The sequence below is a fragment of the Enterocloster sp. 210928-DFI.2.20 genome, from assembly GCF_020554465.1.
Lineage (GTDB): Bacteria > Bacillota > Clostridia > Lachnospirales > Lachnospiraceae > Enterocloster > Enterocloster bolteae.
In genome coordinates this window covers 17508-44238 of the sequence record NZ_JAJCHK010000028.1, presented here as the reverse complement: position 1 = coordinate 44238, position 26731 = coordinate 17508, and the positions used below count along the sequence as shown (strand labels likewise).

Genomic DNA, 26731 nt, shown 5'->3' with positions numbered 1-26731 from the left:
TCATTGTGAAAGGAAAAGGAGACTGAACATGAAAGCATGCGGACACGTTTTTAAATACGGCGACAATGTGGATACGGATGTCATCATCCCGGCCAGATATTTAAACGCCACCCAGGGCGACGAGCTGGCTAAACATTGTATGGAGGATATTGACAAGGAATTTGTAAATCAGGTCCAGAAGGGGGACATCATTGTGGCCAACAAGAATTTTGGCTGCGGTTCTTCCAGGGAACATGCGCCTCTGGCCATCAAGTGCGCGGGAGTGAGCTGCGTTATCGCGGAGACATTTGCCCGTATCTTCTACCGGAATTCCATTAACATCGGCCTTCCCATCATTGAGTGTGGGTCGGCGGCCAGATCCATAGAGGCAGGGGATGAGGTGGAGGTCGATTTTGACAGCGGAATCATCACCAACAAGACAAAGGGAGAGACGTATAAGGGCCAGTCCTTCCCGCCCTTCATGCAGAAAATCATATCGGCAGGCGGCCTGGTGAATTACATTAACGGACAATAGAAAAAAAGAAAGCAGCCCATGTGCGGCAGGGAGGATATGCTCCCTTCAGAATAAAAATTCTGACGCGCCGGGCTGCTTTTTTGCTGCTTTTTGAGCATGATTTGCTGCTCTTTGAGCATGAATTTTTCATGGCGGTTTGGTTATGGGGCTGGTCATGAGGGACCGCGGCCGGGACATGAGGGATCGCGGCGAGGGACCGCGGCCGCTACGTTGCCAGACGCAGAAAAGCGTCCATCTCCCTGGTGACCCATTTATCCTTGTGGTAAACAATCTGACGCCAGGTTCTCATGTAAAAATCCCTGACATCCAGGACGGCCAGCTCCCCGTTGATAATATCCTGGTGTATGGTGAATTCCGGAAGAAAGGAAACCCCCAGGTTCTTTCTCAGCAGGCTGATGATGAATTCCGTGTTGCCAATCTCCAGAAAGGGGTGTATCTCCTTGCCCTGGGCCGCCAGATACTGGTCCAGGATAAAACGGTAGCTGGCGTTTCGCTCGGTGAGGATAAAGGGCTGGTCTATGACCAGGTCCAGGTCCAGGCTGTCCCTGCCCACAAAGGGATGGCCGGAGGCGGTGACGAACACGATGTCCTCCGGCTCTTCCAGGACTTTTATCCATTTGCTGTCATACATACGCTTATCCAGGAAATACACTATATCAATGGCATTGCTGTTCATCATCTCCAGCAGCGTCTCGGGGGAGTCGGTGATGAGCCTTACGTTGACCTTGGGGTAGAGCCGGTGGTATTCCCTTAAAAGCTCCGGGAATATGGTGGCGCAAATGGATTCAATGGTCCCCAGGCACAGGCTTCCGGTTAGCTCCGATACATGGGTGACCGCATCCCTGGCATGTTCCAGCTCCTTCATGACGGAGACAGCGTGTTCATAGAACAGGGCTCCCTGGTGGGTCAGGGTGGTCTGTTTGCCGATGCGGTCGAAGAGATGGACGTTCAGCTCCTGCTCCAGCTGCTTGATTTGGATGGTGACGGCTGCCTGGGAATAACCCAGCTGCTTGGCTGCCTTGGAAAAGCTCTTTAACTGCGCCACCTGGATAAAGGCGGCAATCTCCCGTAGCTCCATATTATGTGCTTCCTTTGCTCATTTTGTATAAAAATTTTTAAACGATATCATAAAAACATTAAATTTTACAACCATATGGTTTTATGGTACATTAATACTAATCAGAAATCAATACAAAATGTATAGTAATTTTCCGGATAATCAATTAAAATGAGAAAGGAATCACAATCATCATGGAGAAAACAAATGTTAAGTACGGAGCTTATGTTCAAATTCTGAAGGAGGAGCTGCTTCCGGCCATGGGATGTACGGAGCCCATTGCCCTTGCCTATGCGGCGGCCACGGCCAGGAAAGTGCTGGGAGAGCTGCCGGACCGTGTTGTGGTGGGAGCCAGCGGAAGCATCATCAAGAATGTGAAGTCAGTCATCGTGCCTAACACGAATCATCTGAAGGGGATTCCGGCAGCAGCAGCAGCAGGAATCGTTGCGGGAGATTCGGACAAAGAACTGGAGGTGATTGCAGAAGTTACGCCAGATGAAACCAGACAGATGAAGGAATTCCTGGATAACACGGAAATCAGGGTGGAGCATGTGGATAACGGCATTACCTTTGATATCATCGTAACTCTGTATAAGGGGGATTCCTACGCCAAGGTCCGCATCGCCAATTATCATACCAATATCGTGCTGATCGAAAAGAATGGGGAGATTCTTAAGCAGGTAGAGGTGGCCGGCGAGGAGGAGGAAGGTCTGACCGACAGAAGCCTGCTCAACATGGAGGATATCTGGGATTTTATCAATACAGTGGACATTGAGGATATCCGGGAAGTGCTGGACCGTCAGATTAAGTACAACTGGGCCATTGCCCAGGAGGGATTAAAAGGGGATTACGGCGCCAATATCGGCTCTGTTCTTCTGGAAATGTCTGGAAATGACGTCCGCACCAGGGCCAAGGCCATGGCAGCAGCAGGTTCTGACGCCAGGATGAATGGCTGTGAACTGCCGGTCATCATCAATTCGGGAAGCGGCAACCAGGGTATCACTGCCTCTGTTCCCGTGCTGGTATATGCGGAGGAATTTAAGGTGGATGAGGATAAGAAGTACAGGGCCCTGGCTCTGTCCAACCTGACAGCCATCCATCAGAAAACGCCCATCGGCAGGCTTTCCGCTTACTGCGGAGCTGTCAGCGCCGGGGCAGGCGCCGGAGCCGGGATTGCTTACCTGTGCGGCGGCGGTTTTAAAGAAGTCGTACATACGGTTGTAAACGCCCTTGCCATTGTGTCGGGCATTGTCTGCGACGGGGCAAAGGCTTCCTGTGCAGCCAAGATTGCCTCGGCAGTGGACGCGGGAATTCTGGGCTACAACATGTATATACGCGGTCAGCAGTTTTACGGGGGAGACGGCATCGTCACCAAGGGTGTCGAGGCCACACTTAAGAACGTTGGTCGCCTTGGAAAAGAAGGGATGAAGGAGACCAATGAGGAAATCATAAAAATCATGATTGGAGAATAAGTATGAAAAAAATAACAGGCAGTTTACCGTTTCGGTTGCTTCTGGGCGTTATCCTGGGCATCATAGTCGGCCAGCTGGCCGGAAGCGGCCTTATGCATGTTGTTGTGACAATCAAATACATCCTGAATCAGGTCATTGTTTTCTGTGTGCCTCTTATCATTATCGGATTCATTGCCCCCTCCATCACAAGGCTGGGCAACAATGCATCCAAAATGCTGGGAGTTGCAATTATCATTGCCTATGTTTCATCGATCGGAGCAGCCCTTTTTTCTATGACGGCAGGTTTCCTTATGATTCCCCACCTGTCCATTGCCACTGAGGTGGAAGGCTTAAAGGATTTGCCGGCAATCGTGTTCCAGTTAGATATACCTCAAATTATGCCTGTGATGAGCGCCCTGGTTTTCTCGCTGCTTCTGGGCCTGGCCGCCACATGGACCAGGGCCGCGGTGGTTACTCAGGTGCTGGAGGAGTTCCAGCAGATTGTGCTGTCCATTGTTACCAAGGTGGTAATTCCCATCCTTCCTGTGTTTATCGCATTTACATTCTGCGCCCTTTCCTATGAGGGGACTATTACAAAACAGCTTCCTGTGTTCCTTCAGGTAGTCATCATTGTCATGATTGGCCATTACATCTGGCTGGCCCTGCTGTATGCCATCGGCGGCGTCTATTCAGGCAAGAATCCGTTTGATGTCGTAAAGAATTACGGACCTGCCTATATTACCGCGGTAGGCACCATGTCGTCCGCGGCCACACTGGCTGTTGCCCTGCGCTGCGCCAAGAAATCACAGCCGCCACTGAGGGATGATATGGTGGATTTCGGCATTCCGCTGTTTGCCAACATCCATCTGTGCGGTTCTGTTCTGACAGAGGTATTCTTTGTAATGACCATTTCCAAGATTCTCTACGGAACCATACCGTCCCTGGGTACCATGATTTTGTTCTGCGCACTTTTAGGCGTGTTTGCCATCGGAGCGCCCGGTGTTCCCGGAGGCACGGTTATGGCTTCCCTGGGTCTGATTACAGGCGTACTGGGATTTGACGAAACAGGGACAGCGCTGATGCTTACCATCTTTGCTCTTCAGGACAGCTTCGGAACCGCCTGCAACGTGACCGGTGACGGTGCCCTGACCATGATTCTTACAGGCTTTGCCGAGAAACATGGAATCAAGAGGCAGAAGATTGAAAGCGGGCTGTGATAGGTCTGTATATTTATAAGCCTTACTAATATGAATATAGCAATTTATAATAAAGACAAAATTGCTCTTGAACCTATAGTAACTATAGGATATATAATAGGTTCAAGAGCCAAGCGGAAAGGACCGGCTGGCAAAGCCGGTCCTTTTTGCAGCATGATATTTCCGAAAGAGAGGTAAGGAATGGACAAAAAGATTCTTATTAAGAATGCCAGGGCAATCGTGTCCTGCGACGGGGAAGACCGGGTTTACAGGGACGCGGACATGCTCATTGAGGGTCCAAGGATACTGGCAATCGGCAGGGACCTGATGAACCAAAGAGACCCGGTGTCAGGAAGAGAATGGAAGCAGGAGGAGGTCCAGGTAATACAGGCAGAGGGAAAGTTCGTGTATCCCGGCCTGATTAACACCCACCATCATTTTTTCCAGACCTTTGTGCGCAATCTCATAACCATTGACTATCCCAACATGATGGTGATGGACTGGATTGACAAGATTTACCGCATATTCCAGAATATTGATTCCGATGTGATTTACTACTCCACCCTTACATCCTTTGCGGATTTGATTAAACACGGCTGTACCTGCGCCTTTGACCACCAATACTGCTACACCAGGAAGACCGGCAAGTCGCCGGTGGACCGCCAGATGGAGGCAGCAGAGCTTTTGGGCATCCGGTACCATGCCGGAAGGGGGACCAACACCCTTCCAAGAAGTGAGGGAAGCTCCATTCCCGACAATATGCTGGAGACAACGGATGAGTTCTTAAAGGATTGCGACCGGCTGATCGGATTGTATCACGATCCCAGGCCTTTTTCCATGAAGCAGATCGTAATGGCGCCCTGCCAGCCCATTAACTGCCGCAGGGACACCTTTGCCGAGACCGTGGCCATGGCCAGGGAAAAGGGAGTCAGGATGCACACTCATCTGGGCGAGGGAGAGAACGAAGGCATGATCGCCCGCTGGGGCAAGCGCACCATGGATTGGTGTGAGGAGATGGACTTTATCGGTGAGGATGTATGGTATGCCCATGACTGGGAAGTGACAAAGGAAGAATATAAGGTCCTGGCAGCCACAGGAACAGGGGTTTCCCACTGTCCGGCACCGGCTGTGCTGGGCGGCTTCCCGATTCTCAATATAAAGGAAATGCAGGAAGCGGGCATTCTGGTGAGCCTGGGGTGCGACGGTTCCGCCACCAATGACAGCTCCAATCTGCTGGATGCCCTGCGCATGGCTTATCTGATGCAGGCATACCACACCAAGGAGAGAGGGGGATGCACCTCCGCCTATGATATGCTAAAGGTGGCCACGGTAAACGGGGCAAAGACCCTTGGAAGAACTGACCTGGGAACCCTGGAAGCGGGAAAAGCAGCGGACCTGTTTATGATTGACACCGAGACACTGGAGCTGGCCGGGGCCCTTCATGACCCGAAGAACCTGCTGGCAAGAGTGGGACTTACCGGACCGGTGTGGATGACCATGATTAACGGAAACATTGTTTACAAAGACGGCATTCTGAAAGGTGTGGATGAGAGAAAGCTGGCCATGGATGGAGAGGCTGTATGCACAAGGGTCATCCGGGAACCTCACAGTGCCTACAGGGATTTTATTTAGCGGGGAATTTGGCGGAAAAAGGAAAGGAGGCTGGCAGGTGAAGGAATATTTTTCTATCGGGGAATTGGCGGAGCTGTTCGGGCTTAATATACAGACACTGTACTACTATGACAGCGTCGGCATCTTTTCTCCCAGGGAGCGCAATGAGAAAAACGGGCGCAGAAAGTATGAGTTTGACCAGATATACGAGCTGGCCACGGTGTCCTATATGCGCCGTCTGGGCTATTCCCTGGAGGAAATTAAGGAATCCAGAACCAGCTTAAACTCCAACAGGGCTGTGGATATCATGAAGCAGCGCTCCCAGGAGCTTCGCAGGCAGTGGCAGGAGCTGCTCAACATAGATGAGGCCATCCAGAGGAAAATCCGGTTCATGGAACAGGAGATGGATGGAATCTGCCTGGATGAGATTGCGGTGAAGCATTTTGAGGACCGGAAGTTTATTTCCATTGGCGACGAGGAGCTGCTGTACAGGGAGAATTCCTTTTACTTTTATCCCACCATAGCCTTTTATGAGGGGGACCGGAAATACTTTGGCGCCTACCTGTATCCGGATGATGAGGAGCTGCCAAAGACCATACCCCAGTCCAGAATCCAGATTATCCCGGAAGGCGATTTTCTCTGCGGATACCATCTGGGAGGATACGGGGGCGTGCCGGATACCATCCGGCGCCTGCGAGAGGCCAGGCCGGACCTTGAGCTGGGGGCTCAGGCCATCAATTTTAATATTCTGGATCAATTCGTGGAGAGTGATAACGAAAACTTTATCACCGCCATGCAGATCCGGGTGTTATAGATACATATAACTGATGATGCAGTACATATGAGGAAACATGAAAAATCTAAGGAAAAAGGAAGGGTAAGAATCATGAAAAACAGAATGCGTTTAGCGGCAGCAGCCCTGGCATTATCCATGGCAGGCTTTGGCCTGACCGGATGCAGCGGACAGGCAAAGGAGACAGAGGCAAAGACAGAGGCGGCAGATAAGCAGGCAGGGTCCGCCCAGACCGGAGATACCCAGGAAAAAGGGGACCAGGCCGATGACGGCCAGGCAAAAGAGGGACAGACAGCGGACGGCAAGACATACAAGGTGGCCCTGTGCCTGTCCGGCGCAGCCAATGATATGGGCTGGTGCCAGTCAGCCTATGACGGGCTTAAGCTTCTGGAGGCGGATTACGGCTGTGAGGTGACCTATACGGAGAATCTGACACCGGATGATATTGAGGCAGCCTTTGCGGATTACGCGGCCAGCGGATATGACGTGGTCATCGGCCATGGATATGAGTTCGGGGATCCGGCGGTGGACGTTGCGGAGCAATATCCGGATACAAAGTTCATTGTGACCGAAGGCGAGGTTTCTGCCGACAATGTGGCCTCCTATGTGTCTAAGTGCGAGGAAGGCGGATACATCATGGGAATGCTGGCAGCCGGCATGTCTGAGAGCGGAAAGGTAGGCTTTATCGGACCGATTCAGGGCGCATCCCTTGTTAAAATCATGAACGGATTTGAGGACGGGGCAAAGGAAGTAAACCCTGACATCCAGGTACAGACCGCGTGGACCGGTTCTTTTACCGATACGGCCCTTGGCAAGGAGGCAGCCCAGGCCATGATTGATAACGGCGCGGATGTAATCGGACACTGTGCCAACGAGTCCGGAACAGGAGCCATCAACGCGGCAAAGGAAGCAAAGGTCTACGCCACAGGCGATTCCTATGACCAGAACGACCTGGCGCCAGACACCATCCTTTCCTCCTCTGTTTACCATATTCCCCATGTGATTGAGGTGGCCTTTAAGACGGTTGCGGACGGAACCTTTGAGGGCGGCATCTACCAGCTGGGAATGGCAGACGGGGCAGTGAGCGTTGCTCCTTACCACAATCTGGATTCCGCTGTTCCTGATGAGCTGAAGCAGAAAATTTCCGATAAGATTGCGGCAATTGAATCTGGAGAGTTTGAAGTACCATGTGATACCAAGCCCAGAGCATAAGATATTTCCTGAAAAGGGCCTGCATCAAACCAAGCGCAGCTGAGCGTGTCCGGGGGTGCGGGCCCTGTTTGGAAAGAAAGGATGGAACAGATGCCATTACTTGAGATGAAGCATATAACCAAATCCTTTGCAGGCGTGTATGCCAACGAGGATGTGGACCTGTCTGTGGAGCAGGGGGAGATACATGCGCTGTTAGGGGAAAATGGAGCTGGCAAGACCACGCTCATGAACATTTTGTTTGGCATTTACCAGGCGGATAAAGGGGAAATCTGTTTTAAAGGCGAACATGTGGAATTTAAGTCGCCGGGGGAGGCGATTGCCAGGGGAATCGGCATGGTGCACCAGCATTTTTCACTGGTGAAGAAAATGACGGTGCTGGACAATGTGATGCTGGGTCTGAAAGGGCAGGGAATCGTGGCGGACCGGAAGTCGGCAAGGGAAAAACTGACAGGCCTTGCCGCGACCTACGGCCTTTTAGTGAACCCGGAAGCGCCTGTCCACACCCTTTCCGTGGGAGAGCAGCAGAGGGTGGAGATTCTAAAGGCCCTGTACCGGGATGTAAGCCTGTTGATTCTGGACGAGCCTACCGGCGTGCTCACCCCCCAGGAAACGGAGAATTTCTTCGGGGTTTTGAAACGGCTGCGGGATGAGGGGTATGGAATCATTATCATCACCCACCGTCTGGGGGAAATCATGGATATCAGCGACCGGGTGACGGTGCTTCGGGATGGCCGAAAGGTCAGCAGTCTGGTGACAGAGGAGACAACGCCGGAGGAACTGTCCGCCTGCATGATTGGGCGGGAGCTTAAGGCGGGGAGGGAGATAAGGGAATCCGCTGCCGGGGACACCGCCTTAAGCCTTAAGGATGTGTGCCTCCACAAAAAGCACAGTACCAAGATGTCCCTGGACCACGTAAGCCTTACAATCCGCAGGGGAGAAATCCTGGGAATCGCAGGTGTGGAAGGCAACGGACAGAAGGAACTGGCCGAGGTAATAACAGGAATCCGCAGGATAAACAGCGGACAGATGGAATACCAGGGAAAGGATATACGCAGGGACAGCGTGAAAGAGCGGTTTCGGGCCGGCATCTCCTATATTTCCGACGACCGCCACGGCGACAGCCTTGTCATGGACATGACAGTGGAAGACAATCTGATTTTAAGGGATTTTGACCGGCAGCCATTTTCGCGGAACATGGTGCTGGACTACAGACAGGCTGAGAAGAGAGCCAGGGAGGCCCTGGATGAATACAGCATCAAGACCTCGGGCAAAAGCGGCATCAAAACACCAGTAAAGCTGATGAGCGGCGGAAACCAGCAGAAGGTTATTCTTTCCAGGGAGATATCTGAGGAAGCCGGCCTGATTGTGGCCAGCCAGCCCACAAGGGGACTGGATATCGGAGCCACCCGGTTTGTCCATGAAACCCTTCTCAGGCAGAGGGATGCAGGCAGATGCGTCCTGCTGATATCAGCCGACCTGGATGAAATCCTGGGAGTAAGCGACCGGGTTGCGGTTATGTATGAAGGCCGTATCATAGGGATTCTGAACCGGGATGAGGCGGATGTACATAAAATTGGCCTGCTGATGGGCGGTATTGCTAAGGAGGCGGCAGATGAATAGGAAATCAAAGATAGTTGAGATAGCGGGTATCGGACTCATTGCAGCGGCTGTGTGGACGGTTCTTATCATGCTGTCGGACGCAAGCCCGGCAGAGGCCTATGCCATGTTCTTTAAAGGCATATTTGGAAACCTGAACGGGTTTATGGAAGTGTTTGTAAAGGCAACTCCCCTGATTTTTACGGGCCTGGGATGCGCGGTGGCGTTCAGGACCGGTTTTTTCAACATAGGAGCCGAGGGGCAGTTTTACATAGGAGCCCTTGCCTCTGCATGGGCGGCCCTTACCTGGACCGGGGTTCCCGGGGGACTCCGCATCCTGTGCGCCATTTTAATGGGATTTGTCTTTGGCGGTCTCTGGGCGCTCATAGCCGCCATGTTTAAGGCAAAGTTGGGGATATCGGAAATCATTGTAACCATTATGCTGAATTATATTGCCATCAATTTCCTGGGTATTGCAGTCAGGACCTTTCTCATGGACCCGGCGGGAAGCATACCCCAGTCGCCCAAGCTGGACCCTTCCGTCACTCTTTACCGGTTCTTAAAGCCCACCAGGCTTCACGCGGGCTTTATCATTGCCGTGCTCATGGTGTTCCTTGTCTGGTTTATATTGGAAAAGACAACGGTGGGATATGAAATCAAGGTGGTGGGATTCAACAAGCGGGCTGCTGCCTGTAATGGAATCTCGGTTGTCAGGAACATCATCATTTCCGCATTTTTAAGCGGCGGTCTGGCGGGAATCGCAGGAGCCGTGGAGGTTATGGGTGTGCAGAGAAAGCTTCTGGAGGGAATATCCGGGGAGTGCGGATACACAGCGGTGCTTATCGCCCTTCTGGCGTCCAATCATCCGGTGGGCGTGCTCTTTGCCGCCATCGGGTTTGCCGCCCTGGAGGTGGGGGCCAATTCCATGCAGAGACAGATGGGAGTGCCGTCGGCCATTGTCAATATCCTGGTGGGTCTTATTGTGCTGCTGATTCTGGGCAGGGAGCTGTTTAACAGGAAGAGAAAGGGGGAAAAACCATGTTAGAGCAAATCATGACCGTTGGTTTCGTGACAGCCTTTCTGACGGCTTCCGTAAGAATGGCGGTGCCCCTGATTTACGCCGGACTGGGGGAAACCATATCTGAAAAGGCGGGAATCCTTAATATAGGCATGGAGGGCGTCATGCTGGGCGGGGCTTTCTTCTCCTTTGCGGGAACCTTTTACTCCGGCAGCCTGGCCGTGGGCCTTTTGTGCGGCATGGCGGGCGGGGCCATGGTCAGCGCCATTCACGGGCTGCTGTCCATCAGGCTGGCCCAGGATCAGTCTGTCAGCGGAATCGCCATCAATATATTTATGGCCGGAGTCACCAGTTTTCTCTATAAACTGATGTCAAGCGGCCAGTCTTATCAGCAGATAGAACCCTTTGCAAAGCTTAAGATTCCCTTTCTGGGGGACATACCCCTCATAGGAAACGCCCTGTTCAACCAGGATGTGCTGACATACGGGGTCTACGTGCTGGTAATCCTGGTCACCCTGTTTTACAGCAGAACATCAAAGGGAATGGCCTTTGCCGCCATCGGGGAAAATCCCAGGGCCGCGGATTCGGCCGGTATCCCTGTACACCGGTACCAGTGGGCGGCCGTGCTGTTAAACGGTATGCTGGGAGGACTGGGAGGAGCATATCTGGTTCTGGTGCAGGTGGGCAATTTTTCTGAAAATATGACATCAGGCAGAGGGTACATAGCCCTGGCTGCAGTCATACTGGGCCGGTATGTTCCCTTTGGAATGATGGGTGCTGCCTTCATATTCGGCGCTGCCAACGCCCTTCAGATCCGTCTCCAGGCCATCGGTGTGCCCCTGCCCACACAGGCTCTGGCCATGCTGCCCTACATCATAACCCTGGTTGCCCTTTTGGGCGCTATCGGCAAAAACAGCGCGCCGGAGGCATTGGGCAAGCCGTATATCAGGGGAGCCAGGTAGTCTCCTGAAGGTTCAGGCGGATATTCTTCCCGGAATAATGATTGACAGTCCCCCGGGCCTGTAGTAAGATAAGAAAAACGGATGTGCGCCATGGTACACGGTACCGGTATCTGCGCTGACAGGCTTGTCTTGCGGCAAGTGCCTTACAGCAAAGAGACGGCAGCAATGGCAGCATCCCATAGCAGGATATGTGATTGACTGACCCGAAGCAGGGCTGAAGGGGAAGGCGGGGACACAGATGTGACAGTATGTTCAGGATACGCCTTTTTGGCGTATCCTTTTTTTATTATCGGAGGTATCGTATGGAGACAAGAATCGCGGTGATCGGCATAATCGTGGAAAATAAGGATTCTGTGGAAAGCGTCAACGAGCTGCTCCACCAATACAGTCAGTACATCATTGGGAGGATGGGGCTTCCCTACGCAAAGAAAAAGGTGAACATCATAAGTGTTGTGGTGGATGCGCCCCAGGACATCATAAGCGCCCTGTCCGGCAAACTGGGCAGGCTTCAGGGCATTAACTCCAAGGCCCTGTACTCCAATATCGGTAGTTGATAAAACTATATAAATCATCTGACGGGGAAGTGTTGCCGGAGGCCGAAGCGGCCGCGGACCCTGACCCGGCAAGAAAAGGAGAGGAAGAACATGAACTACGACCCAAAATCATCCCATGCGGAGGAATTCATCCATCACGGGGAAATTGAGGAGACCCTTGCCTACGGGGAGGCAAACCGCACCAACAGGGAGCTGATCGACGAGATTCTGGCAAAGGCCAGAGAGCGCAGGGGCCTGACCCACAGGGAGGCCATGGTGCTTCTGGACTGCGGACTGGAGGACAAGAACCAGGAAATTTATGAGCTGGCGGAGCAGATTAAAAAGGATTTCTACGGAAACCGCATCGTGCTGTTTGCGCCTCTGTACCTGTCCAATTACTGCATCAACGGGTGTGTGTACTGTCCCTACCACGCCAAGAACAAGCATATCCCAAGGAAGAAGCTGACACAGGATGAAATCCGCAGGGAGGTTATGGCGCTGCAGGATATGGGACATAAGCGCCTGGCCCTGGAAACAGGGGAGGACCCGGTGCACAATCCCATTGAATACATGCTGGAGTCCATTGACACCATTTACAGTATAAAGCATAAAAACGGAGCCATACGCCGCGTCAACGTGAACATAGCGGCCACCACAGTGGAGAATTACAGGAAGCTTAAGGACGCGGGAATCGGTACCTATATTCTGTTCCAGGAGACATATCACAAGGAAAGCTATGAGAAGCTTCATCCCACAGGGCCGAAGCATGATTACTGTTACCACACAGAGGCAATGGACCGCGCACAGCTGGGCGGTATTGATGATGTGGGCTGCGGCGTGCTGTTTGGCCTGGAGCTTTACCGGTATGAATTTGCGGGACTTCTGATGCACGCGGAGCACCTGGAGGCGGTGTTCGGGGTGGGACCCCATACCATCAGCGTGCCCAGGATACGCAGGGCGGATGACATTGATCCGGATTCCTTTGACAATGGAATTGACGACGACACCTTTGCCAAGCTGGTGGCCTGTATCCGCATCGCAGTTCCCTACACAGGCATGATTGTATCCACCAGAGAAAGCCAGAAAACCAGGGAACGGGTGCTGCACCTGGGTATTTCCCAAATCAGCGGCGGTTCCAAGACAAGCGTGGGCGGCTATTTTGAACCTGAGCCGGAGGAGGAATGTTCAGCCCAGTTCGATGTGAGCGACAACCGCACCCTGGACCAGGTGGTGAACTGGCTCATGGGAATGGGGTATATTCCCAGCTTCTGCACGGCCTGCTACAGGGAAGGACGCACAGGCGACCGTTTTATGTCCCTGTGCAAGAGCGGACAGATTCAAAACTGCTGCCATCCCAATGCCCTTATGACGCTGAAGGAATATCTGATGGATTACAGCTCCGAGGAGACAAGGCGCATCGGTGAGGCGCTCATAGAGAAGGAAATTGGAAGCATACCCAAGGAGAAGGTGCAGCAGATTGTCAGAGATAACCTGGCAAAGATTGAACAGGGTATCAGGGATTTCAGGTTTTAAGCAGGGGATCCGTCCGGCAACTGACCGGCGGTGAACCGGTAATAAACCGGAAGTGAACAGGCAATAAACCGGAAGTGAACAGGCAATGAACCGGAAGTGAACAGGCAATGAACCGGAAGTGAACAGGCAATGAACCGGAAGTAAACAGGTAATGAACCGGTATTGAATTGGTAATGAATCGGAAATGAACCAGCAATAAACCAGCAAGGAACCAGGGAAAGAGGAGCGGATAACCATGGGAATGAACAATACGCCGGCATCGGACCGGATACATATTGGATTTTTTGGGAGGAGAAATGCCGGCAAATCCAGTGTACTGAACGCGGTTACAGGCCAGGACCTGGCTGTGGTGTCGGATGTGAAGGGGACTACCACGGACCCTGTATATAAGGCCATGGAGCTGCTGCCTCTGGGTCCTGTGATGATGATTGATACGCCGGGCATTGACGACGAAGGCCAGCTGGGAAGCCTGAGGGTGAGAAAGAGCTATCAGGTACTCAACAAGACGGATGTGGCTGTGCTGGTGATGGATGCCTGTCACGGGCCGGCTCCGGAGGATTACACCCTCCTGAAGAAGATAGGAGAAAAGCAGATTCCCTGCGTGGCAGTCTGCAACAAGGCGGATGTGGTCGGAGCTGCCGGTGGGAGACCGGAGGGGATTCCCGAATCGGTCCCTGTCCTGTCTGTCAGCGCCCATACCGGTCAGGGTATTACGGCGCTTAAGGAGTGTCTGGCAAATCTGGGCAAGACCCAGGAAACCAGCCGGAAAATCGTGGGAGACCTGCTTTCACCGTCTGACCTGGCTGTTCTGGTGGTGCCCATTGACAAGGCGGCTCCCAAGGGACGCCTGATTCTGCCCCAGCAGCAGACCATACGTGACATCCTGGAAGCGGATGCAGTGTCCGTGGTGGTCAGGGAAAACGGACTGAGGGACACGCTGGCCTCTCTGGGTAAGAAGCCAAGAATGGTCATTACCGACAGCCAGGTATTTGCAAAGGTCAGTGCGGATACGCCGGAGGATATTCTCCTGACCTCCTTTTCCATTCTCTTTGCCCGTTATAAAGGGAGCCTGGAGCCCATGGTGCGGGGCGTCAGGGCTCTGGACCGCATCGGAAAGGGGGACAGAATCCTGATTTGTGAGGGCTGCACCCATCACCGGCAGTGCGAGGATATCGGGACCGTAAAGCTGCCCGGATGGATACGGGAATATACTGGAACAGAACCGGAGTTTGTGTTTACCTCAGGCACAGAGTTTCCGGATGACCTGGCAGGCTTCCGTCTGATTGTGCACTGCGGCGGATGCATGCTGAATGAGCGTGAGATGAAATACAGGATGAAATGCGCCCACGACCAAGGGATACCCATAACCAACTACGGTATAACCATTGCGTATGTACAGGGAATATTGAGGCGGAGCGTGGAACCCTTTCCTGAGATAGCGGCACTGCTTTGCGGCAGCCGGGAAGGGTGAGGGAAAAGGGCAAAGGCGCCTGAACAGGAGGCCGGTTCATAACCAGAGGCTGGGAAATAAGGGTAAATGATGCTAAGCATGAAGTGATATAGGAATTAACTGATATAAGGCAGGGCCTGTGAATCATATTTTATATGATACAGGACCCTGCCTTTCTATGCTTTTTACAGCTCATTTATCCTTTAGAATACCTAAATGCCTGTTACATAGAAATAAAAATATTTTTTATTTTAAAAATTATATTGAAAAATATTTCTAACGTGATATACTTATAACTAAGGGGAATTAATATAGAGAACACATATAATATGGAAGGAGAAGAAATTATGAGGATTCAGGGTAAGAGAGTCTGGATAGCAGGACAGTTCATGGCAGCCCAGATGGAGATTGAGGATGGAGTCATCAGCCGTATCCATGAGTATGGTGCGGGACCGGCTGACGAAGATTACGGGGATAAGAGAATCGTGCCGGGCTTCATTGACATCCATACACACGGAGCATATGATTTTGACACAAACGACGGCCAGCCGGAAGGGCTCCGCAACTGGATGAAGCGGATTCCTGAGGAGGGCGTCACAGCCATTCTGCCCACCACTGTGACCCAGATGCCGGATGTGCTCACCAGGGCCGTGGCCAATGTGGCAGCCGTGGTAAAGGAAGGCTACGAAGGGGCTGAAATCCTGGGCATCCATTTTGAGGGACCGTTCCTGGACATGGAGTACAAGGGGGCGCAGCCGCCGGAAGCCATTGCGTCTGCATCTGTGGAGCAGTTTAAGAAATATCAGGAGGCGGCAGAAGGCCTTATCAAATATATCACTCTGGCGCCGGAGCGGGATCCGGACCATGCGCTTACCAGATACTGTTCCACCCACGGAGTGGTGGTCAGCATGGGGCATTCGGCAGCCACTTACGAGCAGGCTCTTCTGGGCATTGCCAACGGCGCTTTATCCATGACCCATGTATATAACGGCATGACGCCTTACCATCACCGCAAACCGGGGCTGGTAGGCACGGCCTTCAGGGTAAGGGATATCTACGGGGAAATAATCTGTGACGGATGCCATTCCCACCTGGCGGCCCTGAACAACTTCTTTACAGCCAAGGGACGTGATTATTCCATCATGATCAGCGATTCCCTCAGGGCTAAGCACTGCCCTCCGGGAGGACAGTACCAGCTGGGCGGCCATGACATTGAGATAGGCGAGGACGGACTGGCCCGTCTCAAGGGAACAGAAACCATTGCGGGCAGCACCCTCAACATGAACAGGGGACTGAAGATTCTGGTGGAGCAGGCTCTGGTGCCCTTTGACGCTGCCCTTAATTCTTGCACCATCAACCCGGCCAGATGTCTGGGCGTGGATCACAGAAAGGGAAGGATTGCAGCCGGATGCGACGGGGATTTGGTGGTTCTGGATGATGATTACAGCGTGCTCCAGACTTGGTGCAGAGGACGCGCAATGCTTTGATGAAAGCATCCGGACTGTCCTGTTTAAAGGAATTTTTGTTACAGTCCGGCATTCAATGACGTTTCACTAATTTTTTTACATCTATGGTTAGATTCCTTTATGAGGGGTCTGACCATTTTTTAATAATACTTCACATTCCTCTCCGATTCTGGCATTTTTTGGTGTAACAAGTGTTATGATTTGCATTATATTGTCGATATAATAACAAAGAACATCTGCAATGTGTGATTTTTATGCATATATAACCAAAACAGGAGATGTCGGAAACATAAGGAGGGTTAAATATTATGAAAATTGGAATCCGGATTAAAATGTTTTTAGGTATCATGGTACCTGCATTGATGGTATTTCTGCTGTCGGGAGTGCTGATCAGCGTGTCTGTGGGGAAATATGCCAAGGTGCAGGCCAGAGAAAAGCTGACATCTGATTCTGAGTCCGCTGCCCATGAAGTGGATACTTTCTTTACCGGACATTTAAAAGCGGTTGAGCAGTCCGCCCAGGAAGCTCTGGTTATAGATTTCATGCATGAACTGAGAGGCAGCCAACGGGCCAGCGCAGCTCCCCGCTATGATGAGGTGATGGCGGCCATGGCGGTGCGTCAGGCCCTGGATTCATCTACCATACTGGGGGTCTGGCTGGCTGATACCGATTCCAGCCAGCTTTTTCAGCCGGACGGCTTTATCAGTGATCCGGGTTGGGACGTTACGTCAAGGCCATGGTTTGAGTGCACAAAAACAAAGAAGCCTGTTATGACGGAGCCGTACATTGATGTTAATACGGGACTCCCTATTGTGACGGCGGCGGCACCTGTGATTGACCGTCAGAGCGGAGAAGTATATGGGGCTTCCGGCACGGATATTAACCTGGATACCCTTCAGCAGCGGATCAATGAGGTGAAGTTAGGGCAGACAGGATTTCTTGTGCTCATGAGCGGATCAGGAAATATTCTCTGCTACCCGGACACAGAACAGGTGGGGAAATCCATTTCAGAAATCAATATCTCAGATGAAGTAAAGCAGGCTGTACAGAACGGATTGACCGGGGATTATATATATGAAATAGACGGAACCCGGTATTACGGGAATCTTACCAGAATAGACAGCGCGGGGTGGTATGTACTCTCCGCCATGCCGGAGACGGAAGCGCTTCAGGGCTTTTATACGGTCATGCGCATGTCGGCGGTCACATTTGCAGGCAGTATGGTCCTTATGGCGGCGGCTGTTCTGCTGATCTCCAACGGCATTACACGTCCTATGAAAAAACTTGCTGATGCTGCACACCGGATTGCGGATGGGGAACTGAATGTGGAGACGGGCGTGCGCTCAAAGGATGAAATCGGGCAGGTTGCCTCCGCCATGGAGCGCACCGTGTCAAAGCTTAAGGACTATATTGAATATATCAATGAGACCACCAGGGTCCTGGATGAAATCGCTGACGGCAATCTTCAGTTTGAACTGGAACTACAGTACGAAGGAGATTTTGCGAAAATCAGGGATGCTCTGATGCGGATCCGGACTACGCTGAATGATACTCTGGGAAGTATCCTTCGCACAGCGGAACAGGTGACGGCCAGTTCGGGCCAGGTAGCGGACAGTACCAGCAGCCTTGCGGATGGAAATGCCAGGCAGGCCAGCTCCGTGGAAGAGCTTGCCGCCACCATCAATGAAATATTTACTCATGTAGATTCCAATGCCAGGCGCACCGAAGAGGTCAGCGGGCGCTCTGCGGAAATGGACCACCGGGTTGCGCTCAGCAACACACAGATGCAGGAGCTGGTGAAAGCAGTAAGGGATATCAGCAATAAGTCGGGCGAGATAGGGAAGATCATCAAAACCATCGAAGACATAGCATTCCAGACGAATATACTGGCTTTAAACGCGGCAGTGGAGGCGGCGCGGGCCGGTGAGGCAGGGAAAGGTTTTGCCGTTGTGGCGGATGAGGTGCGGAATCTGGCAAATAAAAGCGGCGAGGCGGCTAAGAATACCACATCTCTGATCGAAGAGTCTCTCCGGTCCATTGATAACGGACAGAAGATCGCCAATGAGACGGCACAGTCACTGGGGCAGGTGGTTACCAGCGCACAACAGATCGCGGAGGCGGTGGAGGACATATCAAAGGCTTCCACGGAACAGGCCAAATCCCTGGATCAGGTGCGCATCGGGATCGAACAGATATCAGGAGTGGTTCAGACAAATGCCGCTATGGTGGAGGAGAACGCTGCAACAGGAGGCGAACTTTCAGAGGAAGCTAAGAAACTTTTTGATTTGATTTCCAGATTCAGGACGGACAGGAAGATGTAACGGGACTTTGAACTGTTACGAAATTTTCGATAAAATCCTTGAAAATGCTTGCATTTACAGCGGCATGATGGTATAGTGTATACGATAACTAATGTAAATTACTGATAAAAGAGTGGACACCAGTCCACTCTTTCGTTTTGGAAAGACAGGAAAGGTGGTGGAACGATGGGAAAAAAGGAGAGCTATGAGAGCCGGGTGGAGAAACACCTCCTTCCACTGATGGAAGAGCATGGTTTTGAACTGGTAGACGTGGAATATGTAAAAGAAGCAGGTACCTGGTACCTGAGAGCTTATATAGATAAAGAAGGCGGGATTGCCGTGGATGACTGTGAGGTCATCAGCAGGGCCTTAAGCGACTGGCTGGACAAAGAGGATTTTATTGACGACAGCTATATTCTGGAAGTCAGTTCCCCGGGACTGGGCCGTCCTCTTAAGAAGGAAAAGGACTTCGTAAGAAGCATGGGCAAGGATGTGGATGTAAGGCTTTACCGTCAGCTTAACAAGCAAAAGGAATTTACGGGCGCCCTCAGTGCATATGATGAAAATACTGTGACGCTGACCATGGAAGACGGAAGCCAGATGGTATTTGAAAAAGCGGACATTGCCCTGATACGGCTTGCGCTGGATTTTTAGTTAGATCATTCACATGCTGAGACATGGATAGGAGGATAAACATGAACAAGGAACTGTTAGAGGCAATGGAGGTATTGGAGAAAGAGAAGAACATCTCCAAAGATACGCTCATTGAAGCGATTGAAAACTCTTTACTCACTGCCTGTAAGAACCATTTCGGAAAAGCCGATAATGTAAAGGTCACAGTGAACCCAAATACCTGTGACTTTGCAGTATATGCAGAAAAAGCGGTTGTGGAAAACGTGGAGGACGATTGTCTGGAGATGAGTCTGGCGGATGCCAAGATGCTGAATCCCAAGTATGAGATTGGGGATACGGTACAGATTCCGCTGGATTCCAAGAAATTCGGACGTATTGCCACACAGAACGCAAAGAACGTGATTCTGCAGAAAATACGCGAGGAAGAACGCAAGGCACTGTACAACGAGTATTATATGAAGGAAAAGGATGTCATGACCGGCGTGGTACAGCGCTATCTGGGAAGGAACGTGAGCATTAACCTGGGCAGGGTGGACGCCATCCTCAATGAAAGCGAGCAGGTAAAGGGTGAGACATTCCGTCCCACGGAGCGGGTCAAGGTATATGTCATCGAGGTAAAGGATACGCCAAAGGGCCCAAGAGTCTCTGTGTCCAGGACACACCCGGACCTGGTGAAACGTCTCTTTGAATCCGAGGTGGCCGAGGTCCGCGACGGCACAGTGGAAATCAAGGCCATTGCCAGGGAAGCAGGCTCCAGGACAAAGATTGCGGTGAAATCCAATGACGCCAATGTGGACCCGGTAGGCGCATGCGTGGGTCTCAACGGTTCCAGGGTTAATTCCATTGTAAGTGAATTAAAGGGTGAAAAAATTGACATCATTAACTGGGACGACAATCCTGCGTACCTGATTGAAAACGCTTTGAGCCCTGCAAAGGTTATCTGCGTTGTGGCGGATGAGGAAGAGCGGGAAGCACAGGTTATTGTGCCGGATTACCAGCTGTCCCTTGCCATTGGCAAGGAGGGCCAGAACGCGAGACTGGCCGCAAGGCTTACGGGCTTTAAGATTGATATTAAGAGTGAAACCCAGGCCAGGGAAATGGGGCTCTTCGAGCAGATGGGACTCCAGTACGGCGACACGTCCTCTGAGAATTATGAGGAAGAGCAGGAGGAACCGGAAAGCTACCAGGAATATGAAGAAAACTATCAGGAAGACGGAAGCGAACAGTAAAAGGGATACTCTGAGAAGGTTAGGAGTGATGTAAGTGAGCATGAAAAAAGTTCCGCTCAGGCAGTGCATCGGCTGCCAGGAGATGAAGAGCAAGAAAGAAATGATAAGAGTCATAAAAACCGCCGAGGATGAGATTATGTTGGATGCCACAGGCCGCAAGAACGGCAGGGGCGCTTACCTGTGTCCATCAATGGAATGCCTGAAGAAGGCAGTGAAGGGAAAGGGACTGGAACGTTCCTTCAAGATGGCCATTCCCAAAGAGGTGTATGAAACTCTGGAAAAGGAGATGGAAGAACTTGGCAGATAACAAAAGGCTGTTAAGCCTGGTGGGCCTTGCAACAAGGGCCAGGAAGGTGGTCAGCGGCGAATTTTCGACGGAGAAATCAGTAAAGAGCGGAAAGTCCCATTTGGTAATCGTATCGGAAGAGGCTTCTGACAACACGAAGAAAAAGTTTACCAACATGTGTACTTACTATAAAGTCCCAATCTATCTGTTTGGAACAAAGGACGAACTGGGGCATGCCATGGGGCAGGAGTTCAGGGCGTCACTGTCAGTGGAGGATGCAGGTTTCGCAAAGTCAATGGTAGAACGAATGAATATAAACGGAGGTAGCTTGAATGAGAGTAAGTGAACTGGCAAATGAACTGGGCAAGACCAGTAAGGAGATATTGGAAATTATTAAGACGAAAGATAAAGCAGCTGTATTATATGCAGCATCGAATGTGACAAAGGATCAGGAGAATATTGTGCGCTCTTTTGCAAATCCTAAGAGGGATGCAAAACCTGCCGCACCGGAGCACAGGTCGGAGGCTCCTAAAACAGAGGCCCCCAGAGCAGAAGCTCCAAGAACAGAGGCACCAAGGACAGAAGCGCCTAAAACAGAGGCTCCTAAGGCAGAGGCTGTCAGGAGCCAGGACGGCGCGTCCAAGGGAGAGCCGGCTAAGAAGAAGCTGACAGCCGTGTTCCGCCCGCAGAACGCCCAGCAGCAGATTAAGCGTCCGGTTCCTCCGAAACCCCAGACAGCAAACCAGGGCCATACGGCACCCGCTCCCGCGGCAGCGCCGCAGCCGGCGCAGGCAGCAGCACCAGCAGCATCAGCAGTACCGGCAGAGGCTGCCAAACCTCAGGTGCAGGCCCAGTCCGCGGATACGGTTTCAGAGAAAGCCGCAGCACCCCAGCCGTCTGCAGCACCCCAGGCAGGTGCTCATACAGGAACCCAGGGAACTGCCCAGGACAGCCGCGATACAGCCAGGAGCCAGGGAGGCTACCAGGGCAGCCGCGACAACAACCGCGGTCAGGGAGGTTACCAGGGCAACCGCGATAACAACCGCGGTCAGGGAGGCTATCAGGGCAGCCAGGGAGGCTACCAGGGAAACCGTGACAACAACAGAGGTCAGGGAGGCTACCAGGGCAACCGCGACAATAACAGGAGCCAGGGAGGTTACCAGGGAAACCGCGATAATAACCGCGGCCAGGGCGGCTATCAGGGAGGCCAGGGAGGCTACCAGGGCAACCGTGACAACAACAGACCCCAGGGAGGCGGCTACCAGGGAAACAGACCCCAGGGCGGCTATCAGGGGCAGGGAGGTTACCAGGGTAACCGCGACAACAGACCTCAGGGAGGCGGCTATCAGGGCAACAGGCCCCAGGGCGGCTATCAGGGAGGCCAGGGAGGCTACCAGGGCAACCGCGACAACAACAGGCCCCAGGGAGGCGGCTACCAGGGCAACAGGCCTCAGGGCGGCTACGGCGCAAGACCCCAGGGCGGCTATCAGGGCCGTCCGGGAGATGACAAGGATGCAAGGGATAACAGAGGCAGGAATGACAGCCGCCGCCCGGCAGGAGCCAGAGACGGAAAATCTTCCTTTGACACCCCAATCCAGACAAAGCCAACCAGCAACCGCCAGAACAAGAATTCTCATAAGAATGACAGGTTTGATAAGCGCGACAGGTTGGAGGACGGCAAGAAGAAAGTGCCGAAGACAGGAAAGGGAGCATTTATCATGCCCCAGCCTAAGAAGGAGGAGTCCAAGGCGGATGAGGTGAAAACCATTACTCTTCCCGATGTACTCACCATCAAGGAGCTGGCAGAGAAGATGAAGCTTCAGCCGTCTGTCATTGTAAAGAAGCTGTTTTTAAAGGGCCAGGTAGTAACCCTGAACCAGGAAATCGACTATGAGCAGGCGGAAGAGATAGCCATGGAATTCGATGTCCTGTGTGAAAGGGAAGTAAAGGTTGATGTCATAGCGGAGCTTTTGAAGGAAGATGAAGAGAGCACCGAGGACATGGTTCCCAGATCACCGGTTGTATGTGTTATGGGCCATGTTGACCACGGTAAAACCTCCCTTCTGGACGCTATCCGTGAGACCAACGTGACTGCAAGAGAGGCAGGCGGCATCACCCAGCATATTGGTGCGTCTGTCATTGAGATAAACGACCGCAAGATTACGTTCCTGGATACGCCGGGACATGAGGCATTCACGGCCATGCGTATGAGAGGAGCACAGTCCACGGACATTGCCATCCTGGTAGTGGCTGCGGACGACGGCGTAATGCCTCAGACAGTTGAGGCCATCAACCACGCAAAGGCAGCCAATGTGGAAATCATTGTGGCCATCAATAAGATTGATAAGCCAAGCGCCAACGTGGATAAGGTAAAGCAGGAGCTGGCTGAGTATGAGCTGATTCCCGAGGATTGGGGCGGCAGCACCATCTTTGTACCTGTTTCCGCCCATACAAAAGAGGGTATCAAGGATCTGCTGGAGATGGTTCTTCTGACCGCAGACGTCCTTGAACTGAAGGCTAACCCCAACCGTAAGGGCAGGGGCCTTGTGATCGAGGCAGAGCTGGATAAGGGCAAGGGACCTGTTGCCACGGTTCTGGTACAGAAAGGTACCTTAAGAGTGGGAGAGACCATTGCGGCCGGCGCATGCTTCGGCAAGATTCGTGCCATGATGGACGACAGGGGCCGCCGCGTGAAGGAGGCAGGACCATCCACGCCAGTGGAAATCCTGGGCCTCAACGATGTGCCGAATGCCGGTGAGGTATTTGTGGCTACTGAAAATGAGAAGGAAGCAAGAAACTTTGCTGAGACATTTATTTCAGAAGGAAAGAGCAAACTGATAGAGGATACAAAGGCAAAACTGTCTCTGGATGACCTGTTCAGCCAGATTCAGGCCGGTAATGTAAAGGAACTGCCGATTATCGTAAAGGCTGACGTGCAGGGCTCCGTGGAGGCTGTAAAGCAGAGTCTTACCAAGCTCTCCAACGAGGAGGTTATGGTGAAGGTGATTCACGGCGGCGTAGGCGCCATCAACGAATCCGATGTTTCCCTGGCATCCGCGTCCAACGCAATCATCATCGGCTTCAACATCCGTCCGGATGCAACAGCCAAGTCCATTGCGGAGCGCGAGAAGGTGGATATCCGTCTGTACAAGGTTATCTATCAGGCCATCGAGGATGTGGAAGCAGCCATGAAGGGCATGCTGGATCCTGTATTCGAGGAAAAGGTTATCGGCCATGCAGTGATCCGCCAGACCTTTAAGGCATCCGGCATAGGCACCATTGCAGGTTCCTATGTATTGGACGGCAAGTTCCAGAGAAACTGCAGCTGCCGTGTCAAGAGAGAGGGAGAGCAGATTTTTGAAGGACCTCTGGCTTCTCTTAAGCGTTTCAAGGACGATGTAAAGGAAGTGGCGGCAGGATACGAGTGCGGTCTTGTATTTGAGAAGTTTAATGATCTTCAGGAAGATGATGAGATCGAGGCTTACATCATGGTGGAAGTACCGAGATAGGCATCATGGCTAAGAGAGGAGTTACATGCGTAAGAACAGCATAAAGAATACCAGAATCAACATGGAGGTCCAGCGGGAGCTCAGTGAGATCATCCGCGGGGGAATCAAGGATCCAAGGATTCATCCCATGACCAGTGTGGTTTCCGTGGAGGTTACACCAGACCTTAAGTTCTGCAAGGCGTATATCAGCGTTCTTGGGGACGAGGAGGCGGGAAAGTCAACCATCCAGGGGTTAAAGAGCGCAGAAGGGTACGTGCGCAGGGAGCTTGCCAGAAGGGTAAACCTGCGCAACACGCCGGAGCTGAAGTTCATATTGGACCAGTCCATTGAATATGGTGTCAACATGTCCAGACTCATTGATGAAGTGACAAAAGACCTTCATCAGGAAGAAACACAGGATGAGGAAGGAGCAAAGGAGGAGTTTTAATGACGATTCTTGAACAGATGTTAGAGGACACCAAGTCCGTCGCTATCCTGGGCCATATACGCCCGGACGGCGACTGCCTGGGCTCCACACTGGGACTTTATAACTATCTCCGGCTTAATTATCCAGATATACGGGCAGCCGTGTATCTGGAGGAGTCATCCCCTAAATTCAGTTATCTGAAGGGATATGATACAATCCGCCACCAGGTTGACGGTGAATGCTATGAGCTCTGCGTCTGCCTGGACAGCGGCGATATCCAGCGTCTGGGTGATTTTAAACATTACCTGGACCAGGCTGACAAAAGCCTGTGCCTGGACCATCACGTGACCAATACCCGTTACGGCGGCACCAACGTGGTTCCGGATGAGGCCAGTTCCACCTGCGAGGTCCTTTTTGACCAGCTGGACGAAGGAAAACTTGACCGCTATACGGCGGAATGCTTGTATACCGGCATCATCCACGACACAGGCGTGTTCAAATTTTCCTGTACCTCAGCCCACACCATGGAGATAGCGGGTAAGCTGATGGGAAAGGGAATTGACTTCGGAGCCATCATAGACAACAGCTTTTACAGAAAAACATACATCCAGAACCAGATTCTGGGCAGAGCTCTTTTGGAGAGCATCACCTTTTTTGACGGACGGTGCATCTTCAGCGCCATCCGCCAGAGCGAGATGGAGTTTTACGGGGTTGACGGCAAGGATATGGACGGCATCATTGACCAGCTGCGCCTTACGGAAGGCGTGGAAGTTGCCATTTTCCTCTATGAGACAGGACCTCAGGAATTTAAGGTCAGCATGCGCTCCCAGTATCTGGTGGACGTAAGCAGGATTGCCGCGTTCTTCGGCGGCGGTGGCCATGTAAGGGCTGCCGGATGCTCTATGAGCGGCAGCATACACGACGTAATCAACAATCTGTCCGTACACATTGCCAGGCAGCTGGATGCTGCGTCAGGCAGCCAGGAGTAAGGAACATACCATGTATCACGGAATCATAAATGTATACAAAGAGCCGGGCTATACTTCCCACGATGTGGTAGCCCGGCTTCGAGGAATTTTAAAGCAGAAAAAAATAGGCCATACAGGAACCCTGGACCCCGCAGCTGAAGGAGTCCTTCCTGTTTGTCTGGGGGCAGGCACCAGGCTGTGCGATATGCTGACGGACCGGTCCAAAACGTACCAGGCTGTCATGCTGCTGGGCTGTGAGACAGATACCCAGGACACCACGGGAACCATTCTGGCGGAAGACAGGGAAGGGGCGCTGTCCCTTGCTGAGGAACAGGTAAATGAAGCTGTTATGGGATTTAAGGGCGATTATGCCCAGATACCTCCCATGTACTCCGCGCTTAAGGTGGACGGAAAGAAGCTGTATGAGCTGGCAAGGGCGGGAAAGGAAGTGGAACGCCGGCCAAGGGCGGTGCAGATTCTGGACATAAAGGTAAGCAGGATAGAACTGCCCAGGGTCTGGATGGAGGTCACCTGTTCCAAAGGCACCTACATACGTACCCTGTGCCATGATATAGGAAGGCTTTTGGGATGCGGGGGCTGTATGGAGCATCTCACACGTACCAGGGTGGACCGTTTCAGCATTGAGGACAGCCTTACACTGGACCAGCTGGAACAGCTCCGTGACCAGGCAGCTGTGGAGAGCTGCATCCTCCCGGTGGAGGAAGCCCTGCAGTCCTATCCGCCTCTTGGATGTCTGCCGGAAGCAGATTCCCTTTTACACAACGGAAATCCCTGCTTTGCAAGACATCTGGACTGGAGTCAGTCAGACCAGTGGAAGGCCGGGGCTGAGGACGGACAGATGTTCCGTATGTATGACAGTAATCATAGATTCACAGGGGTATACCAGTACCAGAAGGACAGGCACTGGTGGAAGCCCTGGAAGATGTTCCTTATGTAGCTGCCCGCGCAGCGCTGCCGGAACATCTGGAACAGAGGAAAAAACGAGGA

The 26731-nt window shown here is 52.3% G+C and carries 23 protein-coding genes; 22 read left to right on the top strand and 1 reads right to left on the bottom strand.

Features of this window, described 5'->3' with window-relative positions; translation table 11 throughout:
- The first annotated feature begins 28 nt into the window (after positions 1 to 28).
- Positions 29 to 514: a 3-isopropylmalate dehydratase small subunit gene (gene leuD, locus LI015_RS20840; protein WP_002569354.1), complete on the top strand. Its 486-nt coding sequence runs from the start codon at positions 29 to 31 to the stop codon at positions 512 to 514.
- Between the two features lie 205 nt (positions 515 to 719).
- Here the strand turns inward: leuD and LI015_RS20835 are convergent, their stop codons facing one another.
- Positions 720 to 1592: a LysR family transcriptional regulator gene (locus tag LI015_RS20835; RefSeq protein ID WP_002569353.1), complete on the bottom strand. Its 873-nt coding sequence runs from the start codon at positions 1590 to 1592 to the stop codon at positions 720 to 722.
- Between the two features lie 173 nt (positions 1593 to 1765).
- Between LI015_RS20835 and LI015_RS20830 the strand changes: the two genes are divergently transcribed.
- From LI015_RS20830 to truB, 21 genes are all read left to right on the top strand, one after another.
- The gene (locus LI015_RS20830) at positions 1766 to 3043 is read left to right on the top strand and encodes an L-cysteine desulfidase family protein (protein ID WP_002571169.1); all 1278 of its coding nucleotides are present in this window, start codon (positions 1766 to 1768) and stop codon (positions 3041 to 3043) included.
- Between the two features lie 2 nt (positions 3044 to 3045).
- Positions 3046 to 4239, top strand: coding sequence for a dicarboxylate/amino acid:cation symporter (locus LI015_RS20825; protein ID WP_002571168.1), 1194 nt, complete (start codon positions 3046 to 3048; stop codon positions 4237 to 4239).
- 180 nt (positions 4240 to 4419) lie between these two features.
- A complete protein-coding gene (locus LI015_RS20820) occupies positions 4420 to 5850 on the top strand; it encodes an amidohydrolase (protein ID WP_002569350.1) in 1431 nt (476 codons plus the stop codon).
- Between the two features lie 37 nt (positions 5851 to 5887).
- Positions 5888 to 6643 carry a MerR family transcriptional regulator gene (locus tag LI015_RS20815; RefSeq protein ID WP_002574087.1) on the top strand — a complete coding sequence of 252 codons (756 nt, stop codon included), beginning with the start codon at positions 5888 to 5890 and terminating at the stop codon, positions 6641 to 6643.
- A 72-nt stretch (positions 6644 to 6715) separates the two neighbouring features.
- Positions 6716 to 7834, top strand: a complete 1119-nt coding sequence (locus LI015_RS20810) for a BMP family protein (RefSeq protein WP_002569348.1) — start codon at positions 6716 to 6718, stop codon at positions 7832 to 7834.
- A gap of 90 nt (positions 7835 to 7924) precedes the next feature.
- Positions 7925 to 9454, top strand: a complete 1530-nt coding sequence (locus LI015_RS20805) for an ABC transporter ATP-binding protein (protein WP_002571165.1) — start codon at positions 7925 to 7927, stop codon at positions 9452 to 9454.
- Positions 9447 to 10475: an ABC transporter permease gene (locus tag LI015_RS20800; RefSeq protein WP_002569346.1), complete on the top strand. Its 1029-nt coding sequence runs from the start codon at positions 9447 to 9449 to the stop codon at positions 10473 to 10475. The genes LI015_RS20805 and LI015_RS20800 overlap by 8 nt, the downstream gene beginning before the upstream one ends.
- On the top strand, positions 10469 to 11410 hold the full coding sequence (locus LI015_RS20795; protein ID WP_002571164.1) for an ABC transporter permease: 942 nt from the start codon (positions 10469 to 10471) through the stop codon (positions 11408 to 11410). The genes LI015_RS20800 and LI015_RS20795 overlap by 7 nt, the downstream gene beginning before the upstream one ends.
- A 302-nt stretch (positions 11411 to 11712) precedes the next feature.
- A complete protein-coding gene (locus LI015_RS20790) occupies positions 11713 to 11964 on the top strand; it encodes a TM1266 family iron-only hydrogenase system putative regulator (protein ID WP_002569344.1) in 252 nt (83 codons plus the stop codon).
- A 90-nt stretch (positions 11965 to 12054) separates the two neighbouring features.
- Positions 12055 to 13476 carry a [FeFe] hydrogenase H-cluster radical SAM maturase HydG gene (gene hydG / locus LI015_RS20785; protein ID WP_002569343.1) on the top strand — a complete coding sequence of 474 codons (1422 nt, stop codon included), beginning with the start codon at positions 12055 to 12057 and terminating at the stop codon, positions 13474 to 13476.
- A 235-nt stretch (positions 13477 to 13711) separates the two neighbouring features.
- Positions 13712 to 14947, top strand: coding sequence for a [FeFe] hydrogenase H-cluster maturation GTPase HydF (hydF, locus tag LI015_RS20780; protein WP_002569342.1), 1236 nt, complete (start codon positions 13712 to 13714; stop codon positions 14945 to 14947).
- Between the two features lie 326 nt (positions 14948 to 15273).
- Positions 15274 to 16413: an N-acetylglucosamine-6-phosphate deacetylase gene (gene nagA, locus LI015_RS20775; RefSeq protein WP_002569341.1), complete on the top strand. Its 1140-nt coding sequence runs from the start codon at positions 15274 to 15276 to the stop codon at positions 16411 to 16413.
- Between the two features lie 287 nt (positions 16414 to 16700).
- The gene (locus LI015_RS20770) at positions 16701 to 18713 is read left to right on the top strand and encodes a methyl-accepting chemotaxis protein (RefSeq protein ID WP_117626362.1); all 2013 of its coding nucleotides are present in this window, start codon (positions 16701 to 16703) and stop codon (positions 18711 to 18713) included.
- Positions 18714 to 18878: 165 nt separating this feature from the next.
- Positions 18879 to 19346 (top strand): ribosome maturation factor RimP, encoded by a 468-nt coding sequence (rimP, locus tag LI015_RS20765; RefSeq protein WP_002571156.1) that lies wholly within the window; start codon positions 18879 to 18881, stop codon positions 19344 to 19346.
- A gap of 41 nt (positions 19347 to 19387) precedes the next feature.
- Positions 19388 to 20554, top strand: a complete 1167-nt coding sequence (gene nusA / locus LI015_RS20760) for a transcription termination factor NusA (RefSeq protein ID WP_002569338.1) — start codon at positions 19388 to 19390, stop codon at positions 20552 to 20554.
- Positions 20555 to 20588: 34 nt separating this feature from the next.
- The gene (rnpM, locus tag LI015_RS20755) at positions 20589 to 20861 is read left to right on the top strand and encodes an RNase P modulator RnpM (protein ID WP_002569337.1); all 273 of its coding nucleotides are present in this window, start codon (positions 20589 to 20591) and stop codon (positions 20859 to 20861) included.
- On the top strand, positions 20851 to 21186 hold the full coding sequence (locus LI015_RS20750) for a L7Ae/L30e/S12e/Gadd45 family ribosomal protein (protein WP_002569336.1): 336 nt from the start codon (positions 20851 to 20853) through the stop codon (positions 21184 to 21186). Before rnpM ends, LI015_RS20750 begins: the two co-directional genes overlap by 11 nt.
- On the top strand, positions 21173 to 24349 hold the full coding sequence (gene infB, locus LI015_RS20745) for a translation initiation factor IF-2 (protein WP_227126283.1): 3177 nt from the start codon (positions 21173 to 21175) through the stop codon (positions 24347 to 24349). Before LI015_RS20750 ends, infB begins: the two co-directional genes overlap by 14 nt.
- Before the next feature lie 25 nt (positions 24350 to 24374).
- On the top strand, positions 24375 to 24776 hold the full coding sequence (rbfA, locus tag LI015_RS20740; protein WP_002569333.1) for a 30S ribosome-binding factor RbfA: 402 nt from the start codon (positions 24375 to 24377) through the stop codon (positions 24774 to 24776).
- Positions 24776 to 25744 carry a DHH family phosphoesterase gene (locus LI015_RS20735; RefSeq protein ID WP_002569332.1) on the top strand — a complete coding sequence of 323 codons (969 nt, stop codon included), beginning with the start codon at positions 24776 to 24778 and terminating at the stop codon, positions 25742 to 25744. Before rbfA ends, LI015_RS20735 begins: the two co-directional genes overlap by 1 nt.
- Positions 25745 to 25754: 10 nt before the next feature.
- Positions 25755 to 26681 carry a tRNA pseudouridine(55) synthase TruB gene (gene truB, locus LI015_RS20730; protein ID WP_002569331.1) on the top strand — a complete coding sequence of 309 codons (927 nt, stop codon included), beginning with the start codon at positions 25755 to 25757 and terminating at the stop codon, positions 26679 to 26681.
- Positions 26682 to 26731 lie beyond the last annotated feature (50 nt).

Excerpts from the sequence above, each read along its gene's own strand:
- leuD (WP_002569354.1), top strand. The coding sequence starts at position 29 with ATGAAAGCATGCGGACACGTTTTTAAATACGGCGACAATGTGGATACG.
- LI015_RS20835 (WP_002569353.1), bottom strand. The coding sequence starts at position 1,592 with ATGGAGCTACGGGAGATTGCCGCCTTTATCCAGGTGGCGCAGTTAAAG.
- LI015_RS20830 (WP_002571169.1), top strand. The coding sequence starts at position 1,766 with ATGGAGAAAACAAATGTTAAGTACGGAGCTTATGTTCAAATTCTGAAG.
- LI015_RS20825 (WP_002571168.1), top strand. The coding sequence starts at position 3,046 with ATGAAAAAAATAACAGGCAGTTTACCGTTTCGGTTGCTTCTGGGCGTT.
- LI015_RS20820 (WP_002569350.1), top strand. The coding sequence starts at position 4,420 with ATGGACAAAAAGATTCTTATTAAGAATGCCAGGGCAATCGTGTCCTGC.
- LI015_RS20810 (WP_002569348.1), top strand. The coding sequence starts at position 6,716 with ATGAAAAACAGAATGCGTTTAGCGGCAGCAGCCCTGGCATTATCCATG.
- LI015_RS20805 (WP_002571165.1), top strand. The coding sequence starts at position 7,925 with ATGCCATTACTTGAGATGAAGCATATAACCAAATCCTTTGCAGGCGTG.
- LI015_RS20800 (WP_002569346.1), top strand. The coding sequence starts at position 9,447 with ATGAATAGGAAATCAAAGATAGTTGAGATAGCGGGTATCGGACTCATT.
- LI015_RS20795 (WP_002571164.1), top strand. The coding sequence starts at position 10,469 with ATGTTAGAGCAAATCATGACCGTTGGTTTCGTGACAGCCTTTCTGACG.
- LI015_RS20790 (WP_002569344.1), top strand. The coding sequence starts at position 11,713 with ATGGAGACAAGAATCGCGGTGATCGGCATAATCGTGGAAAATAAGGAT.
- hydG (WP_002569343.1), top strand. The coding sequence starts at position 12,055 with ATGAACTACGACCCAAAATCATCCCATGCGGAGGAATTCATCCATCAC.
- hydF (WP_002569342.1), top strand. The coding sequence starts at position 13,712 with ATGGGAATGAACAATACGCCGGCATCGGACCGGATACATATTGGATTT.
- nagA (WP_002569341.1), top strand. The coding sequence starts at position 15,274 with ATGAGGATTCAGGGTAAGAGAGTCTGGATAGCAGGACAGTTCATGGCA.
- LI015_RS20770 (WP_117626362.1), top strand. The coding sequence starts at position 16,701 with ATGAAAATTGGAATCCGGATTAAAATGTTTTTAGGTATCATGGTACCT.
- rimP (WP_002571156.1), top strand. The coding sequence starts at position 18,879 with ATGGGAAAAAAGGAGAGCTATGAGAGCCGGGTGGAGAAACACCTCCTT.
- nusA (WP_002569338.1), top strand. The coding sequence starts at position 19,388 with ATGAACAAGGAACTGTTAGAGGCAATGGAGGTATTGGAGAAAGAGAAG.
- infB (WP_227126283.1), top strand. The coding sequence starts at position 21,173 with ATGAGAGTAAGTGAACTGGCAAATGAACTGGGCAAGACCAGTAAGGAG.
- rbfA (WP_002569333.1), top strand. The coding sequence starts at position 24,375 with ATGCGTAAGAACAGCATAAAGAATACCAGAATCAACATGGAGGTCCAG.
- LI015_RS20735 (WP_002569332.1), top strand. The coding sequence starts at position 24,776 with ATGACGATTCTTGAACAGATGTTAGAGGACACCAAGTCCGTCGCTATC.
- truB (WP_002569331.1), top strand. The coding sequence starts at position 25,755 with ATGTATCACGGAATCATAAATGTATACAAAGAGCCGGGCTATACTTCC.